The sequence below is a fragment of the Streptomyces sp. NPDC049954 genome (genome assembly GCF_040656295.1).
Classification (GTDB): Bacteria; Actinomycetota; Actinomycetes; order Streptomycetales; family Streptomycetaceae; genus Streptomyces.
Window position 1 is genome coordinate 104,739 of record NZ_JBFALS010000017.1, and the last position, 24,063, is coordinate 128,801.

At 73.6% G+C, this 24,063-nt stretch carries 20 protein-coding genes, 2 tRNA genes and 1 pseudogene; 13 read left to right on the top strand and 10 right to left on the bottom strand.

Going from position 1 to position 24,063, the window contains the following annotated elements:
• Positions 1–256: 256 nt before the first annotated feature.
• The 3 genes from AB0J21_RS29670 to AB0J21_RS29680 all read right to left on the bottom strand — a co-directional run bounded on the left by AB0J21_RS29670 (position 257) and on the right by AB0J21_RS29680 (position 2,641).
• Positions 257–610, bottom strand: a complete 354-nt coding sequence (locus AB0J21_RS29670; RefSeq protein WP_363149239.1) for a beta/gamma crystallin domain-containing protein — start codon at positions 608–610, stop codon at positions 257–259.
• Positions 611–1,043: 433 nt separating this feature from the next.
• Positions 1,044–1,778 carry a decarboxylase gene (locus tag AB0J21_RS29675; protein WP_363149240.1) on the bottom strand — a complete coding sequence of 245 codons (735 nt, stop codon included), beginning with the start codon at positions 1,776–1,778 and terminating at the stop codon, positions 1,044–1,046.
• Positions 1,779–1,840: 62 nt separating this feature from the next.
• On the bottom strand, positions 1,841–2,641 hold the full coding sequence (locus AB0J21_RS29680; protein WP_363149241.1) for an aspartate/glutamate racemase family protein: 801 nt from the start codon (positions 2,639–2,641) through the stop codon (positions 1,841–1,843).
• A 424-nt stretch (positions 2,642–3,065) separates the two neighbouring features.
• On the opposite strand from AB0J21_RS29680, the gene AB0J21_RS29685 reads away from it, so the two are divergent.
• Positions 3,066–4,061: a D-2-hydroxyacid dehydrogenase gene (locus AB0J21_RS29685; protein ID WP_363149242.1), complete on the top strand. Its 996-nt coding sequence runs from the start codon at positions 3,066–3,068 to the stop codon at positions 4,059–4,061.
• 127 nt (positions 4,062–4,188) lie between these two features.
• Positions 4,189–5,697: an amidase gene (locus tag AB0J21_RS29690; RefSeq protein ID WP_363149243.1), complete on the top strand. Its 1,509-nt coding sequence runs from the start codon at positions 4,189–4,191 to the stop codon at positions 5,695–5,697.
• A gap of 54 nt (positions 5,698–5,751) precedes the next feature.
• Here AB0J21_RS29690 and AB0J21_RS29695 read toward each other — a convergent pair whose 3' ends face one another.
• Positions 5,752–6,255, bottom strand: coding sequence for a DUF3830 family protein (locus tag AB0J21_RS29695; RefSeq protein WP_363149244.1), 504 nt, complete (start codon positions 6,253–6,255; stop codon positions 5,752–5,754).
• Positions 6,256–6,442: 187 nt separating this feature from the next.
• Here AB0J21_RS29695 and ehuB point away from each other — a divergent pair, with 187 nt between their 5' ends.
• From ehuB to AB0J21_RS29730, 7 genes are all read left to right on the top strand, one after another.
• Complete coding sequence (gene ehuB, locus AB0J21_RS29700) at positions 6,443–7,339, top strand: ectoine/hydroxyectoine ABC transporter substrate-binding protein EhuB (RefSeq protein WP_363149245.1); 897 nt, start codon at positions 6,443–6,445, stop codon at positions 7,337–7,339.
• Positions 7,340–7,438: 99 nt separating this feature from the next.
• Positions 7,439–8,173 carry an ectoine/hydroxyectoine ABC transporter permease subunit EhuC gene (ehuC, locus tag AB0J21_RS29705; RefSeq protein ID WP_363149246.1) on the top strand — a complete coding sequence of 245 codons (735 nt, stop codon included), beginning with the start codon at positions 7,439–7,441 and terminating at the stop codon, positions 8,171–8,173.
• Positions 8,170–8,814, top strand: a complete 645-nt coding sequence (gene ehuD, locus AB0J21_RS29710) for an ectoine/hydroxyectoine ABC transporter permease subunit EhuD (RefSeq protein WP_363149247.1) — start codon at positions 8,170–8,172, stop codon at positions 8,812–8,814. The genes ehuC and ehuD overlap by 4 nt, the downstream gene beginning before the upstream one ends.
• 25 nt (positions 8,815–8,839) lie before the next feature.
• On the top strand, positions 8,840–9,652 hold the full coding sequence (gene ehuA, locus AB0J21_RS29715) for an ectoine/hydroxyectoine ABC transporter ATP-binding protein EhuA (protein WP_363149277.1): 813 nt from the start codon (positions 8,840–8,842) through the stop codon (positions 9,650–9,652).
• Between the two features lie 159 nt (positions 9,653–9,811).
• A complete protein-coding gene (locus AB0J21_RS29720) occupies positions 9,812–10,156 on the top strand; it encodes a hypothetical protein (RefSeq protein ID WP_363149248.1) in 345 nt (114 codons plus the stop codon).
• Positions 10,157–10,303: 147 nt separating this feature from the next.
• Entirely contained in the window at positions 10,304–11,062 is a 759-nt protein-coding gene (locus AB0J21_RS29725; RefSeq protein ID WP_363149249.1) for an IclR family transcriptional regulator C-terminal domain-containing protein, read from the top strand.
• 62 nt (positions 11,063–11,124) lie between these two features.
• Positions 11,125–11,198, top strand: a tRNA-Lys gene (locus AB0J21_RS29730).
• Between the two features lie 65 nt (positions 11,199–11,263).
• On the opposite strand, the gene AB0J21_RS29735 is transcribed toward AB0J21_RS29730, so the two are convergent.
• Both AB0J21_RS29735 and AB0J21_RS29740 read right to left on the bottom strand, forming a co-directional pair.
• Positions 11,264–12,556: an SPFH domain-containing protein gene (locus AB0J21_RS29735; RefSeq protein WP_363149250.1), complete on the bottom strand. Its 1,293-nt coding sequence runs from the start codon at positions 12,554–12,556 to the stop codon at positions 11,264–11,266.
• Between the two features lie 75 nt (positions 12,557–12,631).
• On the bottom strand, positions 12,632–13,912 hold the full coding sequence (locus AB0J21_RS29740; RefSeq protein WP_363149251.1) for a peptidoglycan-binding protein: 1,281 nt from the start codon (positions 13,910–13,912) through the stop codon (positions 12,632–12,634).
• Between the two features lie 197 nt (positions 13,913–14,109).
• Here AB0J21_RS29740 and AB0J21_RS29745 point away from each other — a divergent pair.
• From AB0J21_RS29745 to AB0J21_RS29755, 3 genes are all read left to right on the top strand, one after another.
• Positions 14,110–14,183 (top strand) — tRNA-Lys (locus AB0J21_RS29745).
• 625 nt (positions 14,184–14,808) lie between these two features.
• Complete coding sequence (locus AB0J21_RS29750; protein WP_363149252.1) at positions 14,809–16,785, top strand: cellulose synthase catalytic subunit; 1,977 nt, start codon at positions 14,809–14,811, stop codon at positions 16,783–16,785.
• Positions 16,786–16,868: 83 nt separating this feature from the next.
• Entirely contained in the window at positions 16,869–18,731 is a 1,863-nt protein-coding gene (locus tag AB0J21_RS29755; protein ID WP_363149278.1) for a galactose oxidase-like domain-containing protein, read from the top strand.
• Between the two features lie 64 nt (positions 18,732–18,795).
• Here the strand turns inward: AB0J21_RS29755 and AB0J21_RS29760 are convergent, their stop codons facing one another.
• The 3 genes from AB0J21_RS29760 to AB0J21_RS29770 all read right to left on the bottom strand — a co-directional run bounded on the left by AB0J21_RS29760 (position 18,796) and on the right by AB0J21_RS29770 (position 21,252).
• Positions 18,796–19,860, bottom strand: coding sequence for a glycoside hydrolase family 6 protein (locus tag AB0J21_RS29760; protein WP_363149253.1), 1,065 nt, complete (start codon positions 19,858–19,860; stop codon positions 18,796–18,798).
• 176 nt (positions 19,861–20,036) lie between these two features.
• Positions 20,037–20,690 (bottom strand): class F sortase, encoded by a 654-nt coding sequence (locus tag AB0J21_RS29765; protein WP_363149254.1) that lies wholly within the window; start codon positions 20,688–20,690, stop codon positions 20,037–20,039.
• A 1-nt stretch (position 20,691) separates the two neighbouring features.
• Entirely contained in the window at positions 20,692–21,252 is a 561-nt protein-coding gene (locus AB0J21_RS29770; RefSeq protein WP_363149255.1) for a hypothetical protein, read from the bottom strand.
• An 862-nt stretch (positions 21,253–22,114) separates the two neighbouring features.
• Between AB0J21_RS29770 and AB0J21_RS29775 the strand changes: the two genes are divergently transcribed.
• A complete protein-coding gene (locus tag AB0J21_RS29775) occupies positions 22,115–23,797 on the top strand; it encodes a glycosyltransferase family 39 protein (protein ID WP_363149256.1) in 1,683 nt (560 codons plus the stop codon).
• 24 nt (positions 23,798–23,821) lie between these two features.
• Here AB0J21_RS29775 and AB0J21_RS29780 read toward each other — a convergent pair.
• Positions 23,822–23,950: pseudogene (locus AB0J21_RS29780) on the bottom strand (alpha/beta hydrolase); the annotation flags it as partial.
• Between the last annotated feature and the right edge of the window lie 113 nt (positions 23,951–24,063).

A 24,063-nucleotide genomic window follows, 5' to 3' on the forward strand; every position in this document is an offset into this window, starting at 1 on the left:
GGCTGGGTGTGCGGAAGGCTGTAACGGGAGGGCGGCTCCGGTTATTCCCGGCGATTGTTGCCTGCGGTCCGTTTCCGCCGTCGCCGACTTCCGCGCTCCGCGCGGTGTCCTCAATCGCCGGACGGGCTGGGCGGCGGGCGCCGGAGGCGGGCTCACCACGGCCTCGTCCCCCACCGGCGCCGGCCGGTGGGGGACGAGGATGTCACCGGCTGAGGTCCGGGCGCCGGCCCGGCAGCTCGGTTACCGGGTTACCGGGTCACAGGATTTCGATGGCGTTGACCTTCGGGGGGCGGTTCGGGTAGGAGATCTCGTGCCAGCGGGCCACCTTCACCGAGTCCCCGTTGGCGTCGGAGTAGATCAGGTCGTTGTTGCCCGTGGAGATCTTGTCGACCCACCAGCCGCCGAAGTTGGTCTTCCCTCGGTTGGCGTAGCAGTCGACGCTCGTGCGCCCGTTGAGGTGCGACCAGATCTTCAGGTAGTTCTCCCCCGCGCGGCACGGGATGTGGTTGATGGCGAAGGCGTTACCGGTCGGCACGGTCATGGTGAACGCGGCGGCCGCGGCGAATGCCACGGCCCCGGACCGCATGGCCCTCTTCGTTGTCGAGATCACAGGCTCTCCTCAATGCGAGTGTCGAACCGGACAGCGGAGAAGTGGCCTGTCCTCGTCACCGTGAGTCGCCCCACGGGTGAGGTGGCCGCTTCCGTGTCCTCGGGCCCCGCCGCCCCTCCGCGGGTAACGCCACAGGGCCTTGAGGGCACCGCCCGCCGAAGCGGGCGCCGGAAGTCCGCGGAGGACTTCATCCGGGGGAACGAACCGGTAACCGCGCTGGTCACGTGGGCACACGCGCTCGGGGCGTAAGCCTGCAAGATCAAGAACGCGGACGGCCGAGGACGTCGGTTGACGTCCTCGGCCGTCCGCGAGGAAGGGGAAACGGGATGGGAGGGGGGCCCGCCCCCTCCCACGGGCTCACGCGGGCTCCCACGGGCTCACACGGGCCGGTCACCGCTCGTCACGATGCCGTCAGCCCCGTATGCCACCCGTCTCACGGCGCCGTCACCACCGGCTTCTGCGTGAAGAGCGTGCCGAGGGAGGGTTCGCGGACCTTGCGGGAGGTGAGGCGCAGGGCCTCCCACACCGTGACCTGGTTCGCGGTGAGGACGGGCTTGCCGAGGGCCTCCTCCAGGTCGCGCAGGTACGCCGCCGTGTGCAGGGCCGTGTCGGGCAGGAGGACCGCCTGGGCGTCGGGGTGGTCGCCCTCGCGGGCCAGGCGCAGGACCTCCTCGCGGCCCCAGGTGCCGACCTCGGCCGCCGTGATGATGCCCGCGCCCTTCATCGACACCACCTCGACACCGGCGGAGGCCAGGAAGGACACGAAGTGGGCGGCCACGTCCTCCGGGTAGGTCGCGGCCACGGCGACCTTGCGGGCGCCGATCTCGGCCGCCGCCCGCGCGAAGGCGAAACTCGTGCTGGAGGCGGGCAGGCCCGCGACGGCCGCGAGGTTGTCCACCTGTTCCTGCGCGCCCTCCCAGCCGAAGACGAAGCTGCCGCTCGTGCAGGCCCAGACGACGGCCTCGGCCCCCGCGAGCCGCAGTTCCTCCACCCCGCCCGCGAGCCGCTTGGCGGAGCCCATCTCCAGGAGGGCGTCGACCCGGTGCGCGTCCTCCCCGATGTCGGTGTGGACCAGTGGCAGCCGGATGTCGCTCGCGAGGATCTGCTCGATCCTCGGGTAGTCGTCCTCGGCGGAGTGGCCCGGATACAGGAATCCGAGTGAGGTCACTTCGTGCTCCCTTCCTCTGCGACGCGGTCTTGGGATGCGCTGCGTCCTGTGCGCCTACCCACTCAGAGTTCGGGCAGTGCGGGCGGACCCTCCGGCAGCGCGAGCGAGCCGCGCGCCGCCTCGCTCAGCAGAGCCTGGTACGGGCCCACGGCCCCGGCCCCGATCCGGCGCAGCGCGGCCCACATCGTCACCTGGTTGGCGGACAGCACCGGTATCCGCAGCTCCGCCTCCAGCTGGGGGATCACGTCGTAGGTGGGCAGATTCGTACAGCTGATGAACAGCGCCTCCGGCGGCCCCGCGTCCGCCGTTCCCCTCCCAGCATGACGCGCCATGTCGGCCACGTCGCGGTAGGGGACTTTCCAGATGTGCCGGGTCAGTCCCAGACCCTCCCGGCCGGCCACGGTGACACCGGCCTCGGCGAGGTAGTCCTCCAGGGACTGCGTGACGGAGCGGGTGTACGGGGTGACGATCGCGACGCGCCGTACGCCCAGCTCCGTGAGCGCCTCCAGGAGGGCGCCCGAGGTGGTGAGCGCGGGTACCTCACCGCTGCTCTCCATCGCCCGGCACATCGCGCGCTCCCCGGCGATGCCGCCGACGAAACTGCCCGAGGTGCACGCGTAGGCGAGTACCTGGGGTTCGGCGGCGCTCAGCGCGCGGGTCGCGTCGTGCAGGGTCTCGTGCTCGCTGACCAGCCGGGCGAGGTCGAGACTCACCTCGACCGGTACGAACGGGGTACGGGTGAGGTGCAGCGACACCTCGTCGGGCACCCAGCGCCACAGTTCGCGGTCGAGGGCGAAGTCGAAGGGGGCGACGACACCCACACCGCGCTGCGGGTGGGGTCCACCGAGAAAGGAGACGTCCATAGCTGGCCCCATTGTTCGGTCGAACAGGTCGATCATGGCGGGAGGAGGCCGGCCGGCGGCCGGGAGGTGCTGCCGGGCCGGCACACGTCAAGCCCGGTGGATACGGAGCCGATCAGGACACCGGCGGACGCCGGGACGACGGGACGTCGGGACAGAGCCGTGCGGAAACCGCTGGTGACGGGTGCGGAAACCGCTGGTGGCGGGGGGCTTCCGGCCGTGTGGGAGCAGCGCTCCACCGCGGTCCGGGTACGCCGTCACCCGGTGGTACGAGTGGTTCTTCCGCTCCTGCGGGGAGCGTGTTGACGAAGGTAGGGCCGGCTGCGAGCGTGGTCAATCAGCGTCTTTCGGACGCTCCGCGCCCTCCTTCCGGGTGCGGTCACCCACTCAGGGAAGCGAACCCGGATTGCGAAACGGTTTCCCCGATATGTCGGTCTCCGCCCACTCGCGCGGGAGTGGCCCGCGCCCCTCCCGGCCTCGGGTTCTCGTGCTCGACGGGCCGCCCGGAGCGCCCCGCCCGCGCCTGGGCGCCCTCCTCGGCCGGGCCGAGGTCACGTACACCGACGAGGCCGGACTGGCCGCCGAACTCCCCTCAGCGGACGTCCTGCTGGTCTGGGACTTCCTGTCGGACGCGGTGCGGGAGGCCTGGCCGGGCGGGGGACGGCGGCCGCTGTGGACGCATACGGCGAGCGCGGGCGTCGACCGGCTGCTGTGTCCTGAACTCGCCGCGGGCGACACCGTGGTGACCAACGCGCGGGGGGTCTTCGACCAGCCGATCGCCGAGTACGTCGCCGCCCTCGTCCTCGCCCTGGCCAAGGACCTGCCGGGCACGCTGGAGGCCCAGCGGCGGCGCGAGTGGAGGCACCGCGAGAGCCGTTCGGTGGCCGGGACGCGGGCCTGTGTGGTGGGCACCGGGCCGATCGGGCGGGCCGTCACCACGACGCTGGGGGCGCTCGGTGTCACGACGGCGCTCGTGGGGCGGCGGGCGCGCGCCGGGGTGCACGGCCCCGAGGACCTGGACCGGCTGCTGGCCCGGGCCGACTGGGTGGTGTGCGCGGCCCCGCTCACCGAGGAGACCCGGGGCATGTTCGGCGCGCGGCGCTTCGGCCTGCTCCAGCCCTCCGCGCACTTCGTCAACATCGGACGTGGTCAACTCGTGGACGAAGGGGCCCTGTTGACTGCCCTCACCAGCCGCTCGCTGGCCGGGGCGGCGCTCGACGTGTTCCAGCACGAGCCGCTGCCCGCCGACAGCCCGCTGTGGACGGCCCCCGGGCTGCTGGTCTCGCCGCACATGAGCGGGGACGTGGCCGGCTGGCGCGACCGGCTCGGCGCGCAGTTCGTGGACTTGTACGAAGCTTGGGCGGACGGAAAGCCGCTGTGGAACGTGGTCGACAAGGAACGTGGGTATGTCCCAGGCGCCTGAGACCACGTGACGCGTCCGGCAGGCAGGACGGGCACCCGCAGCACCGCAGCACCCGCAGGACCGGCAGCACCCGCAGCACCGCACTTACCCGCAGCATCCGGCAGAGGTACCCGACAGGGGAGGCCAGTTGACCGAGCGGACGGCTACAGGAGAGACGAGCGGGACGGAGCCCGCGCGGTCCACGCGGGCCGGTGGTGGAGTCGCGGAGGCCGGTGGTGGTACCGCGCTCGCGGGGCGCTCCGGGCTCTGTGCGCTCACCGCCGTACAACTGCTGGAGGGCTACCGCTCCGGCTCCTTCGACCCGGTGGAGGCGACCCGGGCGGCGCTGGAGCGGATCGAGACGGCGGAGCCCACCCTCAACGCCTTCACCTGGGTCGACGCGTCGGGCGCGCTCGCGCGGGCCGAGGAGTCGGCGCGGCGCTGGCGGCGCGGGGAACCGGCCGGTCTGCTCGACGGGGTGCCGGTCACCGTCAAGGACATCCTGGTGCAGCGCGGGACGGCGACCCGGCGCGGCTCGCGTACCGTCCCCGCCTCGGTCGGCGAGGAGGACGCGCCCTCGGTGGCGCGGCTGCGGGAGCAGGGCGCGGTGTTCCTCGGGAAGACGACGACGCCCGAGTTCGGCTGGAAGGGCGTGACGGACAGCCCGCTGACCGGAGTGACCCGTAATCCGTACGACTCGACGCGCACCTCGGGCGGCTCCTCCGGGGGCGCGGCGGCGGCCGTCGCGATCGGCGCGGGCCCGCTCGCGCTCGGCACGGACGGGGGCGGCTCGATCCGGATACCGGCCGCGTTCTGCGGGATCTTCGGGCTCAAGCCGACGTACGGGCGGGTGCCGCTGTACCCGGCGAGCGCCTACGGGACGCTGTCGCACGTGGGGCCGATGACGCGGGACGCGGCCGACGCGGCGCTCATGCTGGACGTGATCGGGCGGCCCGACGCGCGGGACTGGTCGGGGCTGCCGCCCGCCCCGGGCAGTTTCCGCTCGGGGCTGCGGGAGGGGGTGCGGGGGCTGCGCGTCGCGTACTCGCCGCACCTGGGCGGACAGGTCGCGGTGGCGCCCGAGGTGTCCGCCGCCGTACGCGGGGCGGTGGAGCTGCTCGCGGGGCTCGGCGCGTACGTGGAGGAGGCGGACCCCGACTTCACCGATCCCTCGCGGGCCTTCCACACCCTGTGGTTCGCGGGGGCGGCGCGCGTGGTCCAGCACTTGGGGCCCGAGCAGCGGGCGCTGCTCGATCCGGGGCTCGCGGAGGTGTGCGCGCGGGCGGAGCGGTACAGCGCGCTGGACTATCTCGCGGCGGTCGACGCGCGGATGGACCTGGGGCGGCGCATGGGCCGGTTCCACGAGTCCTACGACCTGCTGGTGACGCCGACGCTGCCGCTCACCGCCTTCGAGGCGGGCCGCGAGACGCCCGCCGGTTCGGGGCTCGCGCGGTGGACGGGCTGGACCCCGTTCACGTACCCCTTCAACCTGACGCAGCAGCCGGCGGCGACCGTGCCGTGCGGGGTGGACGCGCGGGGGCTGCCGGTCGGCGTGCAGCTCGTCGCGGCCCGGCACGCGGACGCGCTCGTCCTGCGGGCGGCGCACGCGCTGTACGAGGCGGGGGTCGCGGACCGCGTGCCGGCGCCCGCGCTGTGAACGGGCGGGGCGGGGGCGGTCGCGGCCCCGCCCCCGCCCCCCGGCCGCCCGCCGTCAGGCCCGGCGGAAGCTCAGCGACTCCCCGACCGCGCCCGAGCGCCACAGGTCCTGGCAGGCGTCCGCCATCGCGTCGAGCCCTTCGACGACCTGGCCCCACACGATGCCGGGGATCCAGCCGAGGTCGCCGTTGATCAGGAGGTTGTTGCGCTCGTAGAACAGCGCGAGGTCCACCATGGTCGCCCCGGCCCGGACGCCCGCGCCGGTCGATCCGTAGCCGTACGCCTGGCTGCCGAGCTGGGTGCCGTTGAACGAGAAGTAGCAGAGGTCGCCGGGGATGGGGGTGACGGTCGGGTTCTCCAGGGGCGGTTCCTCGGCCGCGAAGGGCGGGAAGAGGGCGTAGATCTCGTTTCGCGCGTACTTCGCGTGGTACACGTCGCCCCCGAGGGGCAGTGCGTCCCACACGGCGGCGCAGGTGATCGGGGCGCGGTCGTCGAGGAGCTTCGCCGTGCAGCTCACCTGACGCTTGTCGAGGGAGATTTCCAGGAATCGCTCAGCCATGCCCAGGAGCCTCCCCCGTCACGGCAGTTGCCATACCTCCCTATATCTCCGTGATATGACAACGGGAAGGTCACCTTCCGGCCACCATCAGGTCACACCGGCAGGGGTTTCCGCATAGTTTCCCGCCCTCGGGAAGGCGGCCCCCTTGTATCCGTACCGAGGTGCACGTCCCGGAGGTAGCACACCCATGGCCGAGTTCCCCCACCTTTCCAGGCGAGGTTTCCTCACCCGCACCGCGGTTGTCGGCGGCGCACTGTCCGTGTCCGGCTTCCTCGCCGCGTGCAGCAAGACCGACTCCGGTGGTTCCGGTGGCGGCCTCGACAAGCTGAAGAAGCAGGGCTACGTGAAGGTGGCCTACGCCAACGAGGCGCCGTACGGCTACAAGGACGGCGGAAAGCTCAAGGGCGAGGCGCCCACGCTGCACGCCCGGATATTCAAGGCCCTCGGGGTGGACGAACTGCGCCCGACCTTCTCGGAGTTCGACGGGCTGATCCCGGGGCTCCAGGCCGGGAAGTACGACGTGATCAGCGCGGGTATGGCGATCACCCCCGAGCGCTGCGAGAACGCCCTGTTCTCCGAGCCGGAGTTCATCTCGCCGACCGCGATGCTGGTCAAGGCGGGCAACCCGAAGAAGATCACCGACCTGGCCTCGGCGAAGGCGAAGGGCGCGACGCTCGGCGTCATGTCCGGTGCGGTGGAGAAGAGTTACGTCGAGGGCGCCGGGATATCCGGCGACAAGATCAAGACGCTCCAGAAGCAGCAGGACGGCGCGGACGCCGTCAAGGGCGGCCGGGTCGACGCCTTCGTCCTCACCGGGATCTCACTGCGCTGGCTCGCGAAGACCAACCCGGGCCTTGAGGTGACCGAGGCCTTCGTGCCCGAACTGGACGGGAAGAAGCAGTACAGCCCCGGGGGCGCGGTGTTCCGCAAGGGCAGCGAGGAACTGCGCGACGCCTTCAACGAGCAGCTGAGGAAGATCACTTCGGACAAGGCGGAGTTCGCGCGGCTGCTCAAGCCCTACGGCTTCAGCGAGACCGAGGCGCCCCCGGCGGACCTCAAGACCGCCGACCTGTGCAAGGGCTGATGAGCGTGCACCAGTCCCTGTCCCTCCCCCGCGCGGCCGGCGGCCCGCACGGAGCGGGGAGGACCACCCGGACGAGGCGGACGCGGGGGGCGCGAGCGCATGGGTGACTTCTTCTCGCTGTTCTTCGACCGCATCGGCGACGTCGGCTCGGGCCTGTGGGTCACCGTGGAGGCGACCCTGCTCGGCGGCCTCGCGGCCCTCGTCCTGTCCTTCGTCTTCGGCTTCATGGCGAACAGCCGCCCGGTGCTGGTGCGCGGGGTCTCCCGGGTCCTCGTGGAGTTCTTCCGCGGCACCTCGCTGTACGTGCAGCTGTTCTGGCTGTACTACGCGCTGCCGATGCTCACCGGCTACGAACTGACGCCGCTGTTCTGCGGGGTGGTCGCGTTCGGCCTCAACTACGGGGCGTACGGCTCCGAGGTGGTGCGCGGCGCGCTCAACGCCGTACCGCGGGCCCAGTACGAGGCGGCCATCGCCCTCAACATGACGCCCTTCCAGCGGATGCGCCGGGTGATCCTGCCCCAGGCCTGGGTGCAGATGATCCCCTCCTTCGCCAACCTGCTGATCATGCTGCTGAAGGCGACCCCGCTGATGTGGCTCATCACGGCGGCCGACCTGACGGCCGTGATCCAGGAGCTGCGCGACCGCACGGGCGCGACCGTCTGGGCGTATCTGACGCTGCTGGTCATCTACTTCCTGCTCGCCTACGCGCTGACGCTCGCGATGAACGCCCTGGAACGTGCCGCCAAGTCCCGGCTGGGACAGCGCGACGCGGGCGGGCTGTTCCGCAGCCGCAGCGGTGAACTGGCCTCCGCGCCCACCGGGGGTGTCAAGTGAACTACGAGTGGAAATGGGACGCGTTCGGCGATTCCTTCCCCCTCCTGCTCGACGGCTTCTGGACGACGCTGCTGGCCACCGTGCTCGGCACCCTCGTCGCCGCCGTCCTCGGCCTGTTCGTCGCGATGGCGGGCCGGGCCCCGACCCGCTGGGTGCGGCTGCCGGTCAAGGCCGTCATGGAGTTCATCCGCTCCACCCCGCTGCTCGTCCAGCTCGCGGGCGCCTACGCGGTGTTCAACTCGGTGGACCCGCTGACCATCGGCATCCTGGTGCTCGGCGTCCACTACACCTCCTACCTCGGCGAGGCGTACCGCGCCGGGATCGACGCGGTGCCGAAGGGCCAGTGGGAGGCGTGCCGCGCGCTGTCGCTGTCGCCGCGCCGCACCTGGCAGGCGGTGGTCCTGCCGCAGGCGGTGCGCAACGTCCTGCCCGCGCTCGGCAACTACGCCATCGCCATGTTCAAGGAGACCCCGTTCCTGGCCGTCATCACGGTCGCCGAACTGGTCTCGCAGGCCCGCGAGTACGGCTCGGCGCACTTCGCGTACGCCGAGACCTTCACCCTCGCGGGACTGATCTTCCTGGTGGCGAGCTACCCGACCTCGCTGCTGATGAGAAAGCTGGAGAAGCGCCTTGGCCACTGAACCCGTGCAGCCGACCGACAAGCCGGTGCCGGCCCCTCGCGAGGAGGCGTCCCCCGGCGGGCGGGGCGCCCCGGCCGACCTCATCCACTTCGAGCAGGTGGTGAAGCGGTACGGGGACCACGTCGTCCTCGACCACCTCGACTTCACCGTCCAGCGCGGACAGCACGTCACGCTCATCGGGCCCTCCGGCTCGGGCAAGACGACGATCCTGCGGCTGCTCATGACCCTGGAGAAGATCAGCGACGGGGTCATCTGGGTCGACGGGGAGCCGCTGAGCCACGTACGCACCCCCGACGGGAAACTCAAACCGGCGACCGAGAAGCACCAGCGGCAGGTCCGCAAGAAGATCGGCATGGTCTTCCAGCAGTTCAACCTGTTCCCCAACATGAGCGTGTTGCAGAACATCACCGAGGCCCCGGTCAACGTCCTGGGCACCCCGCGCGCCGAGGCCGAGGAGCGCGCCCGCGAACTGCTCGACCTCGTCGGCCTGCGCGAGAAGGTCGACGCGCACCCCACGCAGCTCTCCGGCGGCCAGCAGCAGCGCGTGGCCATCGCCCGCGCCCTCGCGATGCGGCCCGAGATCCTGCTGCTCGACGAGGTGACCTCGGCCCTCGACCCGGAGCTGGTCGCGGGGGTCCTGGACGTCCTGCGGGACATCGCCACGACCACCGAGATCACGATGCTGTGCGTGACCCACGAGATGAACTTCGCACGCGACATCTCGGACCGCGTCATGATGTTCGACTCCGGCCGCATCATCGAGTCCGGCTCCCCGGAGCAGATCTTCACCGCGCCGGAGCACGACCGCACCCAGGAGTTCCTGCGCGCGGTGCTGTGACACCCGCGGCCCGCCGCCGCAGTACCCACCGGAAGGCCCCGCCGCCCTGTTCCCAGGGCGGCGGGGCCTTCCGCACGTCCACGCGGGCGCGGCTCAGCGCTGCTCTGGTACGAACTGGGCGGCTCGGGTCCCTTCTCGGTCTGGCACATCGTGCCGGGCGTGGTCCTCGGCGGGGTCGGCTCCGGGCTGGTCATCGCGGCGCTGTTCAGCTTCCTGCTGGCCGCCGTGGACGACGAGGAGATCGGCTCGGCCTCCGGGGTGCTGTCGGCCGTGCAGTCCCTGGGGGGTTCGATCGGGGTGGCGGTGTTCGGCTCCGTCTTCTTCGCGCGCGCCGAAGCGGGTGACTTCGTGACGGCGTTCCGGCACTGCCTGCTGGTGCAGGGCTGCCTCCTCGTGGCCTTCTTCGCGATCACCTTCCTGCTGCCGGGGAAGCCGCGGCCCGAGGAGGACCAGTTCGAGGCCCCGCCGCAGGAGCGGGCGGCACCCCACGCCAGTACGCCATAGACCTCTGGCATATCCACAGGCCAGATGCCACCGTCCCAGGCGGATCCGGTACGGCAATTCCCTCCGAGCCCCTTTGCGGCGCCCTCCGCGCGGTTATCGTGGGGCCCGAGCCCAGCTGTCCGAAACGGGTCCACGCAGGGGGAAAACGTGCCGTTGACACACGAGCCGTCGAAGCCGCACCAATCGGTCCAGGACGCCCTGCGGGTCCTGGAGACGATCTCCCGGCACGGGACGGGGGCGGCGCCCGCAGACGTCGGGCGGGACACCGGTCTGCACCCGGACCGGCTCGCCGCCCTGCTGGAGATGCTCCGCACCGAGGGCTACGTCGAGTGCCTGAGCGACGGCGGGTACGTCACCGGCGAGACGCTGTCCCTGCTCGGCTCCTCCCTCAACAGCGAGTTCGCGATCAAGGCGCACCTCCAGCGCACCCTGGCCCGGCTGCGCGACTCGATCGGCGCGGCCGTGTACATCGGGCGGTACGTGGACGGGGAGATCACGCTGACCGGGATCGCCGACGGGCCGGACAGTCCGCGGGTCAACGAGTGGGTGGACTTCCGCACGACGGGCCACGCGAGCGCCATGGGCAAGTCCCTGCTGTCCCAGCTCGACGCGAACAGCCGCCGCGAGCACCTCTCCCGGCACCGCCCGGCGCGCTTCACCTCGCGCACCATCACCGACGAGCAGGTCCTGTTCCGCAAGCTCGACGCGCAGGCCCCGACCGTGCCGGTGCTCGACGTCCAGGAGTACGCGGTGGGCACGGTGTGCGCGGCGGTCCCGATCACGGCGGGCTCCTCGGTGGGCTGCCTGGCCCTGTCCCTGCCGGTCGAGCACGCGCACCGCCTGTACCAGGCGGCGGACACCCTGAACCGGGGCGCCACCCCGGTCCTGCTGTCCCTGGCGATATAGCGGCCACCGCCGGGGTGGTCCGGGGCACCCCGAAACCTTGGGTATGATTTCCACGTCAGCAAGCGCCGCTAGCTCAGTTGGTTAGAGCAGCTGACTCTTAATCAGCGGGTCCGGGGTTCGAGTCCCTGGCGGCGCACCGACACGAAGGCCCCTCGCTCAGGCGGGGGGCTTTTTCGTGTGCGCGGATCGTGCGGGGCACCGCTAGGACGCGGCGGGGGTCGATCCCTCCCCCCGTCCCTCCCAGAACGCCACCGTGAGGTCCTTCACGAGGGTGCGGCGCTCGGTGTCGTCGGTGGGGGCCAGGCCGCGGGCCGTGAGCTGGGCGAGGGTGTCCTCGACCGCGTCCAGGACCGTGGTGAGGGTGGCCTCGCGGTGGTCGGCGTCGAGTGCGGCGATCCGGGTGCGGTGCATCGCGGACGCGAACTCGGGGGCGTAGACGAGGCGCAGCGGCCGTACCGCGTCGACGTCGAGGCCCACCGGCTCCGCGTCGGCGGCGACCTGCCGGGTGAGGGCCGCGCCGAGCGCCTCGGTGTCGCGCAGCGAGGGGCTGCCCGCCGGGGCGTCCATGGGGAGGCGGGCCAGGACCGCGCCGACCGCCGACTCGACGCTGTCGCGCAGGTACGCCGCGTGGTCCTCGACGGCGAAGCCGGCCCGTGCGGTGTCCGCGACCCGCCACACGACGAGCAGGACGACGCGCAGCCCGACCCCGCGCGCGTCCACCGCCGGGACCGGTTCACTGCGCCAGTGCCGCAGCCGTACGTCGACGGGGCGGCGGCGCGGCAGCGGGTCGGCCCACAGCAGTCCGGTGCGCCGTACGGTGCCCCGGTAGCGGCCCGCGAACGTCAGCACCGTGGCCCTGCCGACCCGGCCGCGCTCCAGTCCGGCGAAGGCGAACAGGGCCAGCACCCCGCACAGGAGCGCGGCCAGCACGGTCACCGGGCCCGGCTCGGGGCGCTCGCGCCACAGCAGGCCCACCGCGCCGACCGTGGCCAGCAGGCCCGCCGCGAGCACCGGCAGCCCGGGCAGCGACAGGGCGGGGCGCTCGTCGGGGCCCCGGACGGGCACCGGCCGGTCACCGGTCCGCGTACGCACCCACGGCCCGGCCCCCTTCTCCGGACTCCCCGGACTCCCCGGGCTCCCCGGGCTCTCCGGACTCCCCGGGCTCCCCGGGCTCTCCGGGCGGCGGCCGGACGGGGCGGCGGGCGGGTGGGGCACGGAGCCGGTGTCCGGGGCGCTGTCGCCGGCCGCCCGGCCGGGGCGGGCGCCCGGGGGACGGCCGGTCGTGGGCGGCCCCTCGCGCGCGTCCTCGCCGAACAGGAGGTGCACGGGGATCTCCATCGTGGACTCGTGACGGGGCGGCGCCGCCACCCGGGCCTCCCCGGCGGCGGGCGAGCCGGGCGCTTCGTGCCGCCGGGCCTCCTCGTCGCGCGCTCCGTCCCCCTGCCGTGTTCCGTCCTCGTCGCGTGTTCCGTCCTGCGGTGCCGTCGTACTCATCGTGCGTGTCTCCTCGGATCGCGGCCGGATGGCGCCCCCGGGTGCGGAGGGGTGCCGGAGGGGTGTCCGTCGGTGTCAGGAGAAGAGGCGGCGCCAGGTCTCCGGGCCGGGGTGGCCGTCGGCTGCGGCACCGCGCCGGCCCTGGGACCGCTGGAAGGCCCGGGTCGCCCGCCGGTCGGCCTCTCCCCAGCGGGGGCCCGGGCCCACCGCGTAGAAACGGCCGAACCCCTTCTCCACGAGGCGGCGCCCGAGCCGGGTGACCGCGGCGTCCGGGCGGCCGGGCCGGAAGGCCGCCGCGCCCGGGTAGCTGGGCAGCGCGCGGGAGGACGGGGCGGCGGGGATGTCCCTGCCGCGCCCCGTGACCAGGTACTCCCAGGTCCTGGAGCCGGGGACGCCGTCGGCCGGCTCGCCCCGCCGGCCCTGGGCGCGCTGGAAGGCCCGGGTCGCCCGCCGGTCGCTCTCGCTCCAGCGCGGCCCCGGGCCCACCGTGTAGAAACGGCTGCCGCCGCGCCGCTCCAGCAGTTCGCCGAGCCGGGTCACCGCCTGTCCCTCGGCCCCGGGCCCGAGCGCGCCCGCCCCGGGGAACGCCCCGTGCTCCGCCCGGGAGCCGCCCGTGCCGGACGCGAGGTTGTTGGGCCGATAGGGGACGTACTGCGCGGAGTTGGTCCAGTAGGCGTACGGGGTGGACCGGCGCCGGGTGCCGGGCGGGGTCTGCTCGTACGCCGTGTACCGGGTGTGCGCGGAGTCCTCCCAGCCGCCGAAGACCGTGACGTGCGAGCCCTTCTCCGGATCGGCCGGATTGTGGAAGAGCAGGATGTCGCCGGGCCGCAGCTGCCCCTTCGTGACGCGGGTGCCGAAGGCGGCGAGGCTGCCCGTCCACTGGTTGGAGCCCAGGCCCCAGGCCATCGAGACGAAGCCCGAGCAGTCCTGCCGGTACCCGTCCGGGTGGAAGGCGGTCAGGCTGTACGGCACGCCCTGCGCGACCCAGGCCTTGGCCCGCGCGATGATCGCTTCCCTGGTGGTCCGCGCGACCGCCCCGCCCTGCTCCCCCGGGTCCGCGGGGGTGGCCCCGCCCTGGAGCGGTCCGGCCCCGCCCTGCGGGGTGCCCGCGGCGTCGTCCGCGTCGACGGCGGCGGGCGCGGCCGGGACGGGCCGCGCGGCGAGGGCGGCGGCGGGTGCGAGCCCGAGCACGGAGGACGCGGCGAGGGCCGCCACCAGCGCGCGGCGGACGCCCCGCGCCCCCGGGTGACCGCCGCGCCGGCCGGACGGCCGGGCCGTGCTCCCCCGCTCCCGCGCGCAGCCGGGGCCGGCGCAGTCCGGCTCCGGGGCGAACTCCTCGAACGACGGGCCGGTCATGAGATTCACGTCACACCCCAGGGACAAAGCATCGGGAACCTGCATGAACGTCAGTTTTCCAACGCCTCGCCCGAACCGCATGTTGACGGCCCGAATGCCACACCCGCCCTCCGCTGCGGGCGCCCGTCACCGCCGAGGGGCCCGCGGCCCGGCACACAGCACCCTCCGGCGTCCGGTAAAGTTCTCCAGGTCAGCAGGCGCCGCTAGCTCAGTTGGTTAGAGCAGCTGACTCTTAATCAGCGGGTCCGGGGTTCGAGTCCCTGGCGGCGCACCGACACGAAGGCCCCTCGCTCAGGCGGGGGGCCTTTTCGTGCGCCCGCGGGTTCCGGACCACCCGCGGGTTCCGGCCCAGGAGGCCCGCAAGGGCCCGACCGGTGCGCGTGCGCCCGGCCTGCCCCCGTTCCGCCGCACACGCTCCGGCGCGCGGATTGCCCTTTCGCGCCCCTTTAGTGCACGGAGTCCCTCGCACACCCATACGGGCGGTCAATCGATCAGTTGCCCCGATAGGCGCGTATAGCCGGTAAACACCTTGTTTCGCCCTTGCGATCATGCCCGGTGGCGTACAACCCTTAGTGAGGCGTTGGCCCTCATCTGGCGTGCTTCGCGCAGCCGTTGGGGGCCGCGTCCGGTTGCAGGGGGACGCGGGGAAGGGGAGCCCCGCCCGAGCAGGCCCGGGGAGTCCGTGGGGGATCGCCGGGTGGTCCGATGCCGGGGAGGGCATCGTGCGACCGTCGGCCCCGCCGGGGGCGGGAGCGGTCCGCAGGAGATGCGGGGCGCCCTCGCCGTCCCGGGCGGTGGCCGTGGACAGTGACGCGCCCCGCGCGGTCGGAGGGGGACCGGCGGGGGCGGCCCAACCATGACCACGCGGGTTCTCCCGCGTGCGGGGGGAATGACTCATGACGTCGACGCCGTCCGGTGCCCGACGAGACCTCGACGCGGCCCGGGCCACCGGGCCGCGTGCGCCCGCCACCCGGACGGACGGCTCGCGCCGGCCGGGCGGGACACCGCCGCGCTACGACTACGAGCACTACAGCAGACTCGCCGGGCCGCTGACCCGGCCCGTGCCCGGCCGGCCCTACCGGGTCCGCTACCGCTCGCTGCTCGCGCGGGAACCGCACCGGCTGCGCGCGGCCCTGCTGCTGGGCGCCGCGCCGCTGCTCTCGCTGGGCCTGCTGGTCTGGCTCCTGCAACCCGGGCACTGGACCGAGCGGGACCACTCGGCGTACGCCTTCCTGCCGGTCCTGGACCTCGTGATGCTCGCCGCGATCGGGCTCATCGAGTGCTTCCGCTGCGTGAACGTGATCTCCAACGCGCACGCGACCCTCGTGGCCAGGGACCCGGTGCCCGTCGTGCCCGAGACCGGGACGCGGGTCGCCTTCCTCACCTCCTTCGTGCCGGGCAAGGAGCCGCTGGAGATGGTGGAGCGGACGCTGGAGGCGGCCGTGCGGCTGCGCCACCGGGGCCGGCTGCACGTGTGGCTGCTCGACGAGGGCGACGACCCGCAGGTCAAGGAGGTGTGCGCGCGGCTGGGTGTGCACCACTTCTCCCGCAAGGGCGTCGCGCGGTGGAACCAGGGGAGCGGCCCGTACCGCGCCAGGACCAAGCACGGCAACTACAACGCGTGGCTCGACGCGCACGGCGAGGCCTACGACTACTTCGCCTCGGTCGACACCGACCACGTGCCGCTGCCCAACTACCTGGAGCGAATGCTCGGTTACTTCCGCGACCCGGACGTCGGATTCGTCGTCGGGCCACAGGTGTACGGCAACTACGACGCGTACGTGACGAAGGCCGCCGAGTCCCAGCAGTTCCTGTTCCACGCGCTGATCCAGCGGGCCGGGAACGCGTACGGGGCGCCGATGTTCGTCGGCACCTCCAACGCCGTACGCATCGCGACGCTGCGGCAGATCGGCGGGCTGTACGACTCGATCACCGAGGACATGGCCACCGGTTTCGAGATCCACCGCCGCCGCAACCCGGCCACCGGCCGCAAGTGGAAGTCGGTCTACACCCCGGACGTGCTGGCCGTCGGCGAGGGCCCGAACTCCTGGACGGACTTCTTCACGCAGCAGTCGCGCTGGTCGCGCGGGACCTACGAGACGCTCATCAAGCAGTTCTGGAAGGCGCCCTTCTCGCTGCCCCCGGGCCGGCTGTTCAACTACACGATGATGGTCGTCTTCTATCCGCTGTCCGCGCTCAACTGGATACTCGCGGCGCTGTCCTGCGCGCTGTTCCTGGGCCTGGGCGCCTCCGGCGTGGACATCGACCCGGCGGTCTGGCTCATGCTGTACGGCAACGCCTCGGCGCTCCAGATCGGCCTGTACCTGTGGAACCGCAGGCACAACGTGTCGCCGCACGAGCCGGAGGGTTCGGGTGGGGTCGCGGGCATGGCGATGTCGGCCATGTCGGCGCCGCTGTACGCACGTTCACTCGTGGAAGCGCTACTGCGCCGCAGGAGCGGCTTCGTCGTGACGCCGAAGGGGGACTCGGCGAGCCCGGACACCCTGTTCGGGACCTTCCGGGTGCACCTGTTCTTCGTCGCGCTGTTCGGCGGCTCGATCCTCGCGGCGTACGTCCGGGGTCACGCCCATCCCGCGATGGTCGTCTGGGCGGGGCTCGCGCTGCTGATCACGGCGGCGCCGGTCGTCCTGTGGCGGTGGACGGTGTGGCGGGACGCGCGCCGCGCGAGGGACGGCGGGGAGACGAAAGAGGCCGCCGCGCGCGGCGGTTCGCGGATCGTGGCGAGCGGGCCCTCGCCCGGCCCCGCACCCGGAGCGTCGCCGCGTCCGGAGCCCGTGCCGGTGGCGGCGGCGAGCGGGGGCACCGGGCCTGACCTGACGGTGCCGACCGGGCGGGGAGGCGGGTCGCGGTGAGCCGTCCCCCGACCCGCGCACCGGGCCGGCGCCGGGCCCGCCGCCTCGCGACCGGCGCGGTCGTGGTGCTGGCCGTGGCCGGGATGAACGCGCCCGCGCTGTACCGCTTCGGCTCCGCCGAGTACCACGACTACACGATCGGCCGGCCCGCGTACAAGGCGGCGAACGGGCACTGGGACGTCGTCCGCTTCCCCGAGGAGTTCCGGCTGAACACGATCCACGCGGCGCTCCTGCACACCGGGAAGATCCTGCTGGTCGCCGGTTCGGGCAACAACCAGGACAACTTCGACGCGAAGAAGTACGACACCCGGCTGTGGGACCCGGTGCGGAACACGATCAGGAGCATCCCGACGCCCGCGGACCTGTTCTGCACCGGGCACACGCAGCTCGGGAACGGCAATCTGCTGGTCGCGGGCGGCACCAAGCGGTACGAGAAGCTGGACGGCGACGTCCGGAAGGCCGGTGGCCTCATGATCGTGCACAACGAGGACCCGGACGCGCCGAAGACGGTCCCGGCGGGCACCCGTTTCACCGGCGTGGAGAACGGCAGGACCTTCGTCGCGAAGGACCCGGCGGTCGTGGAGCGCGCCAGGAAGGTGTTCGACAGGAGGACCGGGAAGTTCCTGCGCACCGAGCCCGGTCTCGACCGGATCTACGTCGAGGCCGAGAAGGAGGGCGCGCGGTACGCGACGGGGGCGCAGGACCGGTACCGGGTCGAGGGCGCGAAGGGCGCGGACCGGCACAACGTGTACGGCGTCGCGCAGAAACTCGCGCTCGACAAGAAGGACTTCCAGGGCATCGACGCGGCGTACGAGTTCGACCCGGTCGCCGAGCGGTACATCAAGGTCGACCCGATGAACGAGGCCCGCTGGTACCCGACGCTGACGACCCTGTCGGACGGGAAGGTGCTCAGCCTGTCGGGGCTGGACGAGATCGGCCAGCTCGTCCCCGGCAAGAACGAGGTGTTCGACCCCCAAACCCGCCGGTGGACCTACACGAAGGGGGTGCGGCAGTTCCCGACGTATCCGGCGGTCTTCCTGATGAACGACGGCAGGATGTTCTACTCGGGCTCCAACGCGGGGTACGGCCCGGCGGACGTGGGCCGCGAGCCGGGCGTGTGGGACGTGGCCACCAACCGGTTCACGCCCGTCCCCGGGCTGAGCGATCCGCAGCTCATGGAGACCTCGGGGACGGTGCGGCTGCCGCCCGCGCAGGACGAGAAGTACCTGGTGGTCGGCGGCGGGGGCGTCGGCGAGTCCGCGAAGTCCAGCAGGAAGACGCGGATCGTGGACCTCGGGGCGGACCGGCCGCGTTTCGTGGACGGACCGGAACTCGCGGAGGGCACCCGCTACCCGCAGGTCTCGGTGCTGCCCGACGACACGGTGCTGGTCTCGGGCGGTTCGCGGGACTACCGGGGGCGCGGCGGTTCCGACATCCGCCAGGCCCGGATCTACCACCCGGACACCGGCACCTTCCAGCGGGTCGCCGACCCGGAGGTGGGGCGCAACTACCACTCGGGTTCGCTGCTGCTGCCCGACGGGCGGGTGCTGTTCTTCGGCTCGGACCCGCTCTACGCCGACAAGGCCGGTGCGAAGCCGGGGACCTTCGAGCAGCGGCTGGAGATCTACACCCCGCCCTACCTGTACCGGCAGGCGCGGCCGGCCCTGAGCGGCGGCCCGAAGTCCGTCGCGCGGGGCGGGACCGCCGTGTACTCCTCGGACCAGGCGTCCTCGATCCGGCGGGCGCGGCTGATCCGGCCGGGCGCGTCGACGCATGTCACGGACGTGGACCAGCGTTCGGTGGCGCTGAAGGTGCGCAAAACCGCGAAGGGCGTCGAGGTCACCGTCCCGGAGAACCGGAACCTGGTGCCCTCGGGCTGGTACATGCTGTTCGTCACCGACGACCGGGGCACTCCGGGCAAGGCCCGCTGGATCAGGGTGAGATGAGGCCGCGTGCGGCGGTGACCGGCTCCCGGCGAGGCCGGGGCCGGTCGCCCGCCGTACGTGCCGCTCAGCCGCCCGCCGCGAGGTCCAGGGCGTACGCGGGCCACCACTCCCCCGCCTTGGGGCCGCCCTTGCAGGTGCCGTCGGACTCGCCGGGGCGTTTGACCCACAGGTAGGCGTCGACGAGCGGGTCGGCGGTGTCCGCCGTGGGCGTCTCACCGAGGGCGCGGCCGGGCGGGTTGCACCAGCGTTCGGCCGGATCGCCCTTCGGGTAGGGCCCGTTGCCGTTGCGGCTGGTGTCCACGACGAAGGGTTTCCCGCCGGCCTGCGCGGACAGCCGCTTGCCGTAGTCGACGCTGCGGGCGGTCGTCTCGAAGTTGGAGACGTTGACGGCGAGACCGTCGGCCGCCGCGACTCCGGCCCGCTCCAGCGGCTCGCGCAGCGCCTCGGGCCGCTGCCAGCCCGGGTTGCCCGCATCGAGGTAGACCTTGGTGCGCGGCAGGGCGCCCAGGGTGGTGAGCGCGCCCTTGAGCAGGTCGTAGCGTTCCTCGTGGAACTTTTCGGGGGTGCAGCCGTCGACGAGGTGCAGGAGCGCGTCGGGTTCGAGGACGACGGTCGCGGGGCGGTCGCCGATCCCGGCGGCCACCTCCTTGATCCAGGCGCGGTAGGCGTTCCCGTCGGCGGCCCCGCCGCCCGAGTACTGGCCGCAGTCGCGGTGCGGGATGTTGTAGAGCACGAGCACGGCGACCCGGTCGGCGCGGCGCGCGGCCTCGGTGAAGCCCTCGGCCTCCTGCCGGGCGCTCTCCGGGGTGAGCCACTGGCCCACGGGCTGTTCCGCGATCCTGCGGACGAGCGCCGCCTCCCGGTCCGCGCCGCCCTTCTCGTACGCGGCGAGCGCGCGGGCCGCCCGGCCGTGCGGGTCGACCCAGTACGGGTCGGTGCCCTTGGGCTGCTGGCGGACCGGGCCCTGACGCGGCCCGCCCGCCTTGGCGCCCCCGTCACCGCTCCCTCCGCCTCCGCCGCCGGAGGAGCAGGCGGCCAGCAGGAGGGCGGCGCCCGTCGCGAGCGCCGCCCTCCCGCCGGCCCGACGTCCCCCGCCACGGCGCCCGGTCCGTGCGTCACTGCCGTACATCCACTCCCCCTCGGGTGCCCTGTGTGCCTCCGATCGTGACATAACCGGCGGCTCCGTCCCGGGATACGGGAGCTTTCGTCGGTTCGTCCAAGAGAGGGCGTGGAGGCGCGAGTTGGGGAGGACCGGGCCGATTCGTCCCGGCTCGGGCGGCACGGCGTCCGGGGCGAGGTCTCCGTTCAGGGCGTGGCGGCGTCCGTGAGGTACGCGGAGACGACGACGTTCGCGGTGTACGTGCGGTGTTCCTGGTCGAAGTCGCCGCCGCACGTGATGATCCGCAGTTCGGAGTGGTGCGCGTCGCGCGGCCCGTACGCCTGGCGCGCGTCGAAGCGGGCGCGGTCGAGGACCCGGACGTCGTCGACGGTGAACTCGGCGCGCGAGCCGTCCCTGCGGGTGACGCGGACGCGGTCGCCGGGCCGCAGCGTCGAGAGGTGGTAGAAGACGGCGGGCCGGGTGTCGGTGTCGACGTGCCCGACGAGCAGGGCGGTGCCGCGCGCCCCGGGCCGTACCCCGCCGCCGTACCAGCCGACGAGCCCGGGGCTGCCGTAGGGCGGCGGGTCGATCGCCCCCGCCTTGTCGAGGCCGCGCGCGGCGACGGGGGCGCGGACGTGTATCGCGGGGATCTCGACCCGTACGGGCGTGACCGGGTCGAGCGGGCGGTGCGCGGGCGGCCCGTGGAAGCCGGCGGGGTGGCCGGTGGCGGCGTCGCCGGCGGGCGAGGGCAGGCCCGCGTCCCGGCCCCACAGCCACAGCCCGAGCAGCAGGAGCGCCCAGGCCGCGCCGGTGACCGCGCGGCCGGGGCGGCGTCCCGGCCGGGTCTCGCCCTCGCCCATGTCAGTCCTGCGGACGGCGCCTGCGGCGCATGACGCGGCCCGCGATGATCACTCCGGCCGCGCCCGCGAGGACTCCGCCGAACACGGTCTGCGAGGTGCTCGGCCCGGTGGGCGCGGCCTCCTTCGCGGCGATCCGCGCGGTGGCCCCGCCCCCGGCGTGGATCGGGGCGGTCGGGGTGGGCCGGGAGCCGCCGAGGACCTGGAACGCGCCCTTCGGGCCCCGGTAGCCGTCGCAGTCGACGCTCACGCGGTAGGTGCCGGGCGCGGTGTTGTGGTCGACGGTGGCCTCGCCGTAGAGCGGATTCTCGCGGCCGTCCTTGCCGTTGAGGGCGACCTCGGAGACGAAGGCGGCGGAACTCGCGGCGCCCGTCGTCCCGTCGCAGCCGTCGACGCGGATCTCGACGCTGCCTCCCGGGGCGACCGTGGACGGGGTCAGCGAGACCTCGCCCGGGCGGCCCTTGCCCGGGTGGTGGCCCTCGCCCGCGTGGGCGGCGGTCGCGGGCGCCAGGGCAGCAGCCGCGACCACCGCACCGGCACAGAGAGTGATGCGCAGTGAACCCATGGTGAACCTCCTCCAGTACTCAGGAGGTTCCTCGGTCGGGACGCCGCACGCGACCGGTGCGCGCGGGAATTGGGCCGATCGGGTGCGCGGCGACACCGGCCCGGGGGCACGCTCCGGCCCCGGGCGTACGCCGGACGCCGAATGGTGTCATGTCACTCGTGTCGTGCCATGGGCGGAGAAGACCGGCGGCACATTCACGCCACCTCTCCGCGCCCCTCGACGCGGCCGCGCCCGGTGCCCGTGCGAGGGACCTGCGCGGGAGGGCGGAACCGGCGGCCCGGGGCGGACCGGGACGGTGGCCGGGGCGTGACAACCCGTCCCGATACCGATTGTCCGGGCCTGGGCACCGCTCTATTCTCGGCTGCCGGAGGGGGAGCCATGCGAGGCGGGGTACGGGGGAAAGGCCGCGGCGGCGTCCTGTCGCGGCGGCGGGGCGGGGACCGCGGCGGGTGCGCCGGTGGTGGTACGCCGCCGCGTGGCGGGGGCCCGTACGGCGGGCGCGCAAGAGCGGGTTCCGGCCCAGCGGTCCACCACTGCCCCGGGCCGGGGCTCTTGTCCGGTCCCGCCCTCTGAACGTCGGCGGCGCGCGCGGTCCGGCGCCCGCGGGACGGAATCCCCCCACGGCGGTGTCCTGAATACCCGCCTTCCGGGGGCGCGGTCCCGTCCCGTACCGGTGTCGTCCCCTCGGCGCGCCGCCGACTCCCGCGTCCCGGGGCAGGAGAGGGAGCAGGGCGGGTCCGGGGCTGCCCGGAGCGTCGCAGAGTGGGGAGATCCGGTCGCCCGGAAGTCCGGGGGCCGCGAGGAGAACAGCGGAACGCTTCCGCCGGGCCGGGTCGTCGGCCGGGCGGGGCAAGGGGGAGACATGTCCGGCCGCCGTGCCCGACCGATCACCGACGTCCGGGCGCGGGCCGCCCCGCCCCTCGAAAGGGTGAGCCCGGGGGCCCCGGGCCAGGTGGACGCCGGGTCGCCCGCACGGGTGATCGTGCCGCACGCCCGCAGGCCGCACGCCTCGGAGACCGGGCCCCCGGCGGCGGGGCCCGGGGCGGCGGGGGCCCGGCCGTTCCTGCCGCCCGCCGTCCGGCGCACCGCCGCCGTGCTCGTCCCGGCCCTCGTCGCGTTCCTGCTCGGCCTGTACCGGCTGGACCGGGGCGACAGCATGTGGCGCGACGAGTCGGTCACGTACCAGGTCGCCCACCGCTCCACGGGCCAACTGCGGGACCTGCTCGGCAACATCGACGCGGTGCACGGTCTGTACTACGTGCTGATGCACGAGTGGTTCGCGCTGTGGGACGGCGGTCTCACCGCCCTGCGGCTGCCCTCGGTGCTGGCGACGGCCCTCGCGGCGGCGGGGGTGGCCGCGACGGTCCTGCGGTACGCCGGTCCGCGCACGTCGCTCCTGTCGGGCCTCGCCTACACGCTCGTCCCGATCACGCAGCAGTACGCGCAGGAGGGCCGTTCGTACGCGCTCGTGTCGGCGGCGGTCGCGTGGTGCACGTACTTCTTCGCGAGGGCGGCGGCCGGACGGGGCGGGCGGGGGGCCTGGGTGGCGTACGGGCTGCTGGGCCTGATCGCCTGCTGGCTGCACGAGTTCGCGTTCCTCGCGCTGCTCGCCCACGGGGTGACCCTCGTGTGGGGCGGGGCGAGGAGGGCCGTACGCCGGAGCTGGGCGCTGGTCGCGGGGCTGGTGCTCCTCGGGGTGACCCCGCTCGCCGTCGTCAGCCTCGGCCAGTCGGACGCGCAGATCGGCTGGCTGGGGCGGCCGTGCCCCCTGGACTGGCTCATCTTCCTCGCGGTCGCCGTCCTCGGTGTGCTCGCGGCGCGTACGGCCCTCGCGGCCTGGCCGGTCCGGGCGCGGCTGCGGCAGGGGCGGGGGCAAGACGCCGGGGCGCGGCTGGTCGCGCTCGGGCTCCCACTGCTCGTCCTGCCGTCCGGTCTGCTCATGGTCGCCTCACTCGCGCACCCCTGGTACGTCGACCGCTACTGCCTCTACACGTTCCAGGGGCTCGGGCTGCTCGCCGGGGCCGCGACGGTCCGGGCGTACGAGGGGCTGCGGCGCCGGGGCACGGCGCTGCGCGTGCTGTGCGTGACGGGGGCGGCGGCCGCCGCGTGCGCGGTGCTGCTGCCCTGGTACGCGCTGTCGCGTGCCCCGGAGAGCCGCAAGGACGACGTGCTCGCCGTCGCGGACGCCGTGCGGGAGCTGTCGCGGCCGGGGGACGCCGTGCTGTTCATGCCGGGCCGCAGACGCGAGTGGGGCATGTCGGGGAAGGGCGCCTACGCGGGCCTGCGGGACCTCGCGCTGAAGGAGTCGCCCGTCGCCTCACGCACCCTCCAGGGCACCGAACTGCCCGCGCGGACCATACGGGAACGCGTCGCGCGCGCCCCCCGGGTCCTCGCGCTGCGCGACCTGCCGGACCAGCCGCTCGACACGACGCCCACCGAACGCGCCAAACGCGCGGCGCTGCGGCACGGCTTCGTGGCCTGCCGGACCATCGAGGTGACGGGCGCCCGCGTCACCCTGTTCGCCCGGCCGGGCGGGTGCGGGTAGGGCGGGGCCGGCCCCCATACGGGCTCAGCGTGCGAGCAGGTCGCGCAGAGCGTGCGCGACGTCGTCCGGGGCCTCCTCGGCCATGAAGTGGCCGCTGGTCACCGTGGAGTGTTCGAGGTCGTCGGCCCAGGCGCCCCACAGGGAGGTGGCCTCCAAGGGGCCATATACAGGGCCGGTGGCCGGGACGGACTCGTCTGGAGAGCGGCCAGTTCCTCGACGCTCGCCCCGTCGGGTACGACACCGTCCGAGTCCTCGGGGCCGTCCTG

Bases quoted from the DNA above. Each gene is read 5' to 3' on its own strand.
- ehuB (WP_363149245.1), top strand. From the start codon at position 6,443: ATGGCCGAGTTCCCCCACCTTTCCAGGCGAGGTTTCCTCACCCGCACC.
- AB0J21_RS29680 (WP_363149241.1), bottom strand. From the start codon at position 2,641: ATGGACGTCTCCTTTCTCGGTGGACCCCACCCGCAGCGCGGTGTGGGT.
- AB0J21_RS29695 (WP_363149244.1), bottom strand. From the start codon at position 6,255: ATGGCTGAGCGATTCCTGGAAATCTCCCTCGACAAGCGTCAGGTGAGC.
- AB0J21_RS29775 (WP_363149256.1), top strand. From the start codon at position 22,115: ATGTCCGGCCGCCGTGCCCGACCGATCACCGACGTCCGGGCGCGGGCC.
- AB0J21_RS29740 (WP_363149251.1), bottom strand. From the start codon at position 13,912: ATGACCGGCCCGTCGTTCGAGGAGTTCGCCCCGGAGCCGGACTGCGCC.
- AB0J21_RS29750 (WP_363149252.1), top strand. From the start codon at position 14,809: ATGACGTCGACGCCGTCCGGTGCCCGACGAGACCTCGACGCGGCCCGG.
- AB0J21_RS29770 (WP_363149255.1), bottom strand. From the start codon at position 21,252: ATGGGTTCACTGCGCATCACTCTCTGTGCCGGTGCGGTGGTCGCGGCT.
- AB0J21_RS29735 (WP_363149250.1), bottom strand. From the start codon at position 12,556: ATGAGTACGACGGCACCGCAGGACGGAACACGCGACGAGGACGGAACA.
- AB0J21_RS29755 (WP_363149278.1), top strand. From the start codon at position 16,869: ATGAACGCGCCCGCGCTGTACCGCTTCGGCTCCGCCGAGTACCACGAC.
- ehuC (WP_363149246.1), top strand. From the start codon at position 7,439: ATGGGTGACTTCTTCTCGCTGTTCTTCGACCGCATCGGCGACGTCGGC.
- AB0J21_RS29685 (WP_363149242.1), top strand. From the start codon at position 3,066: ATGTCGGTCTCCGCCCACTCGCGCGGGAGTGGCCCGCGCCCCTCCCGG.
- AB0J21_RS29760 (WP_363149253.1), bottom strand. From the start codon at position 19,860: ATGTACGGCAGTGACGCACGGACCGGGCGCCGTGGCGGGGGACGTCGG.
- AB0J21_RS29765 (WP_363149254.1), bottom strand. From the start codon at position 20,690: ATGGGCGAGGGCGAGACCCGGCCGGGACGCCGCCCCGGCCGCGCGGTC.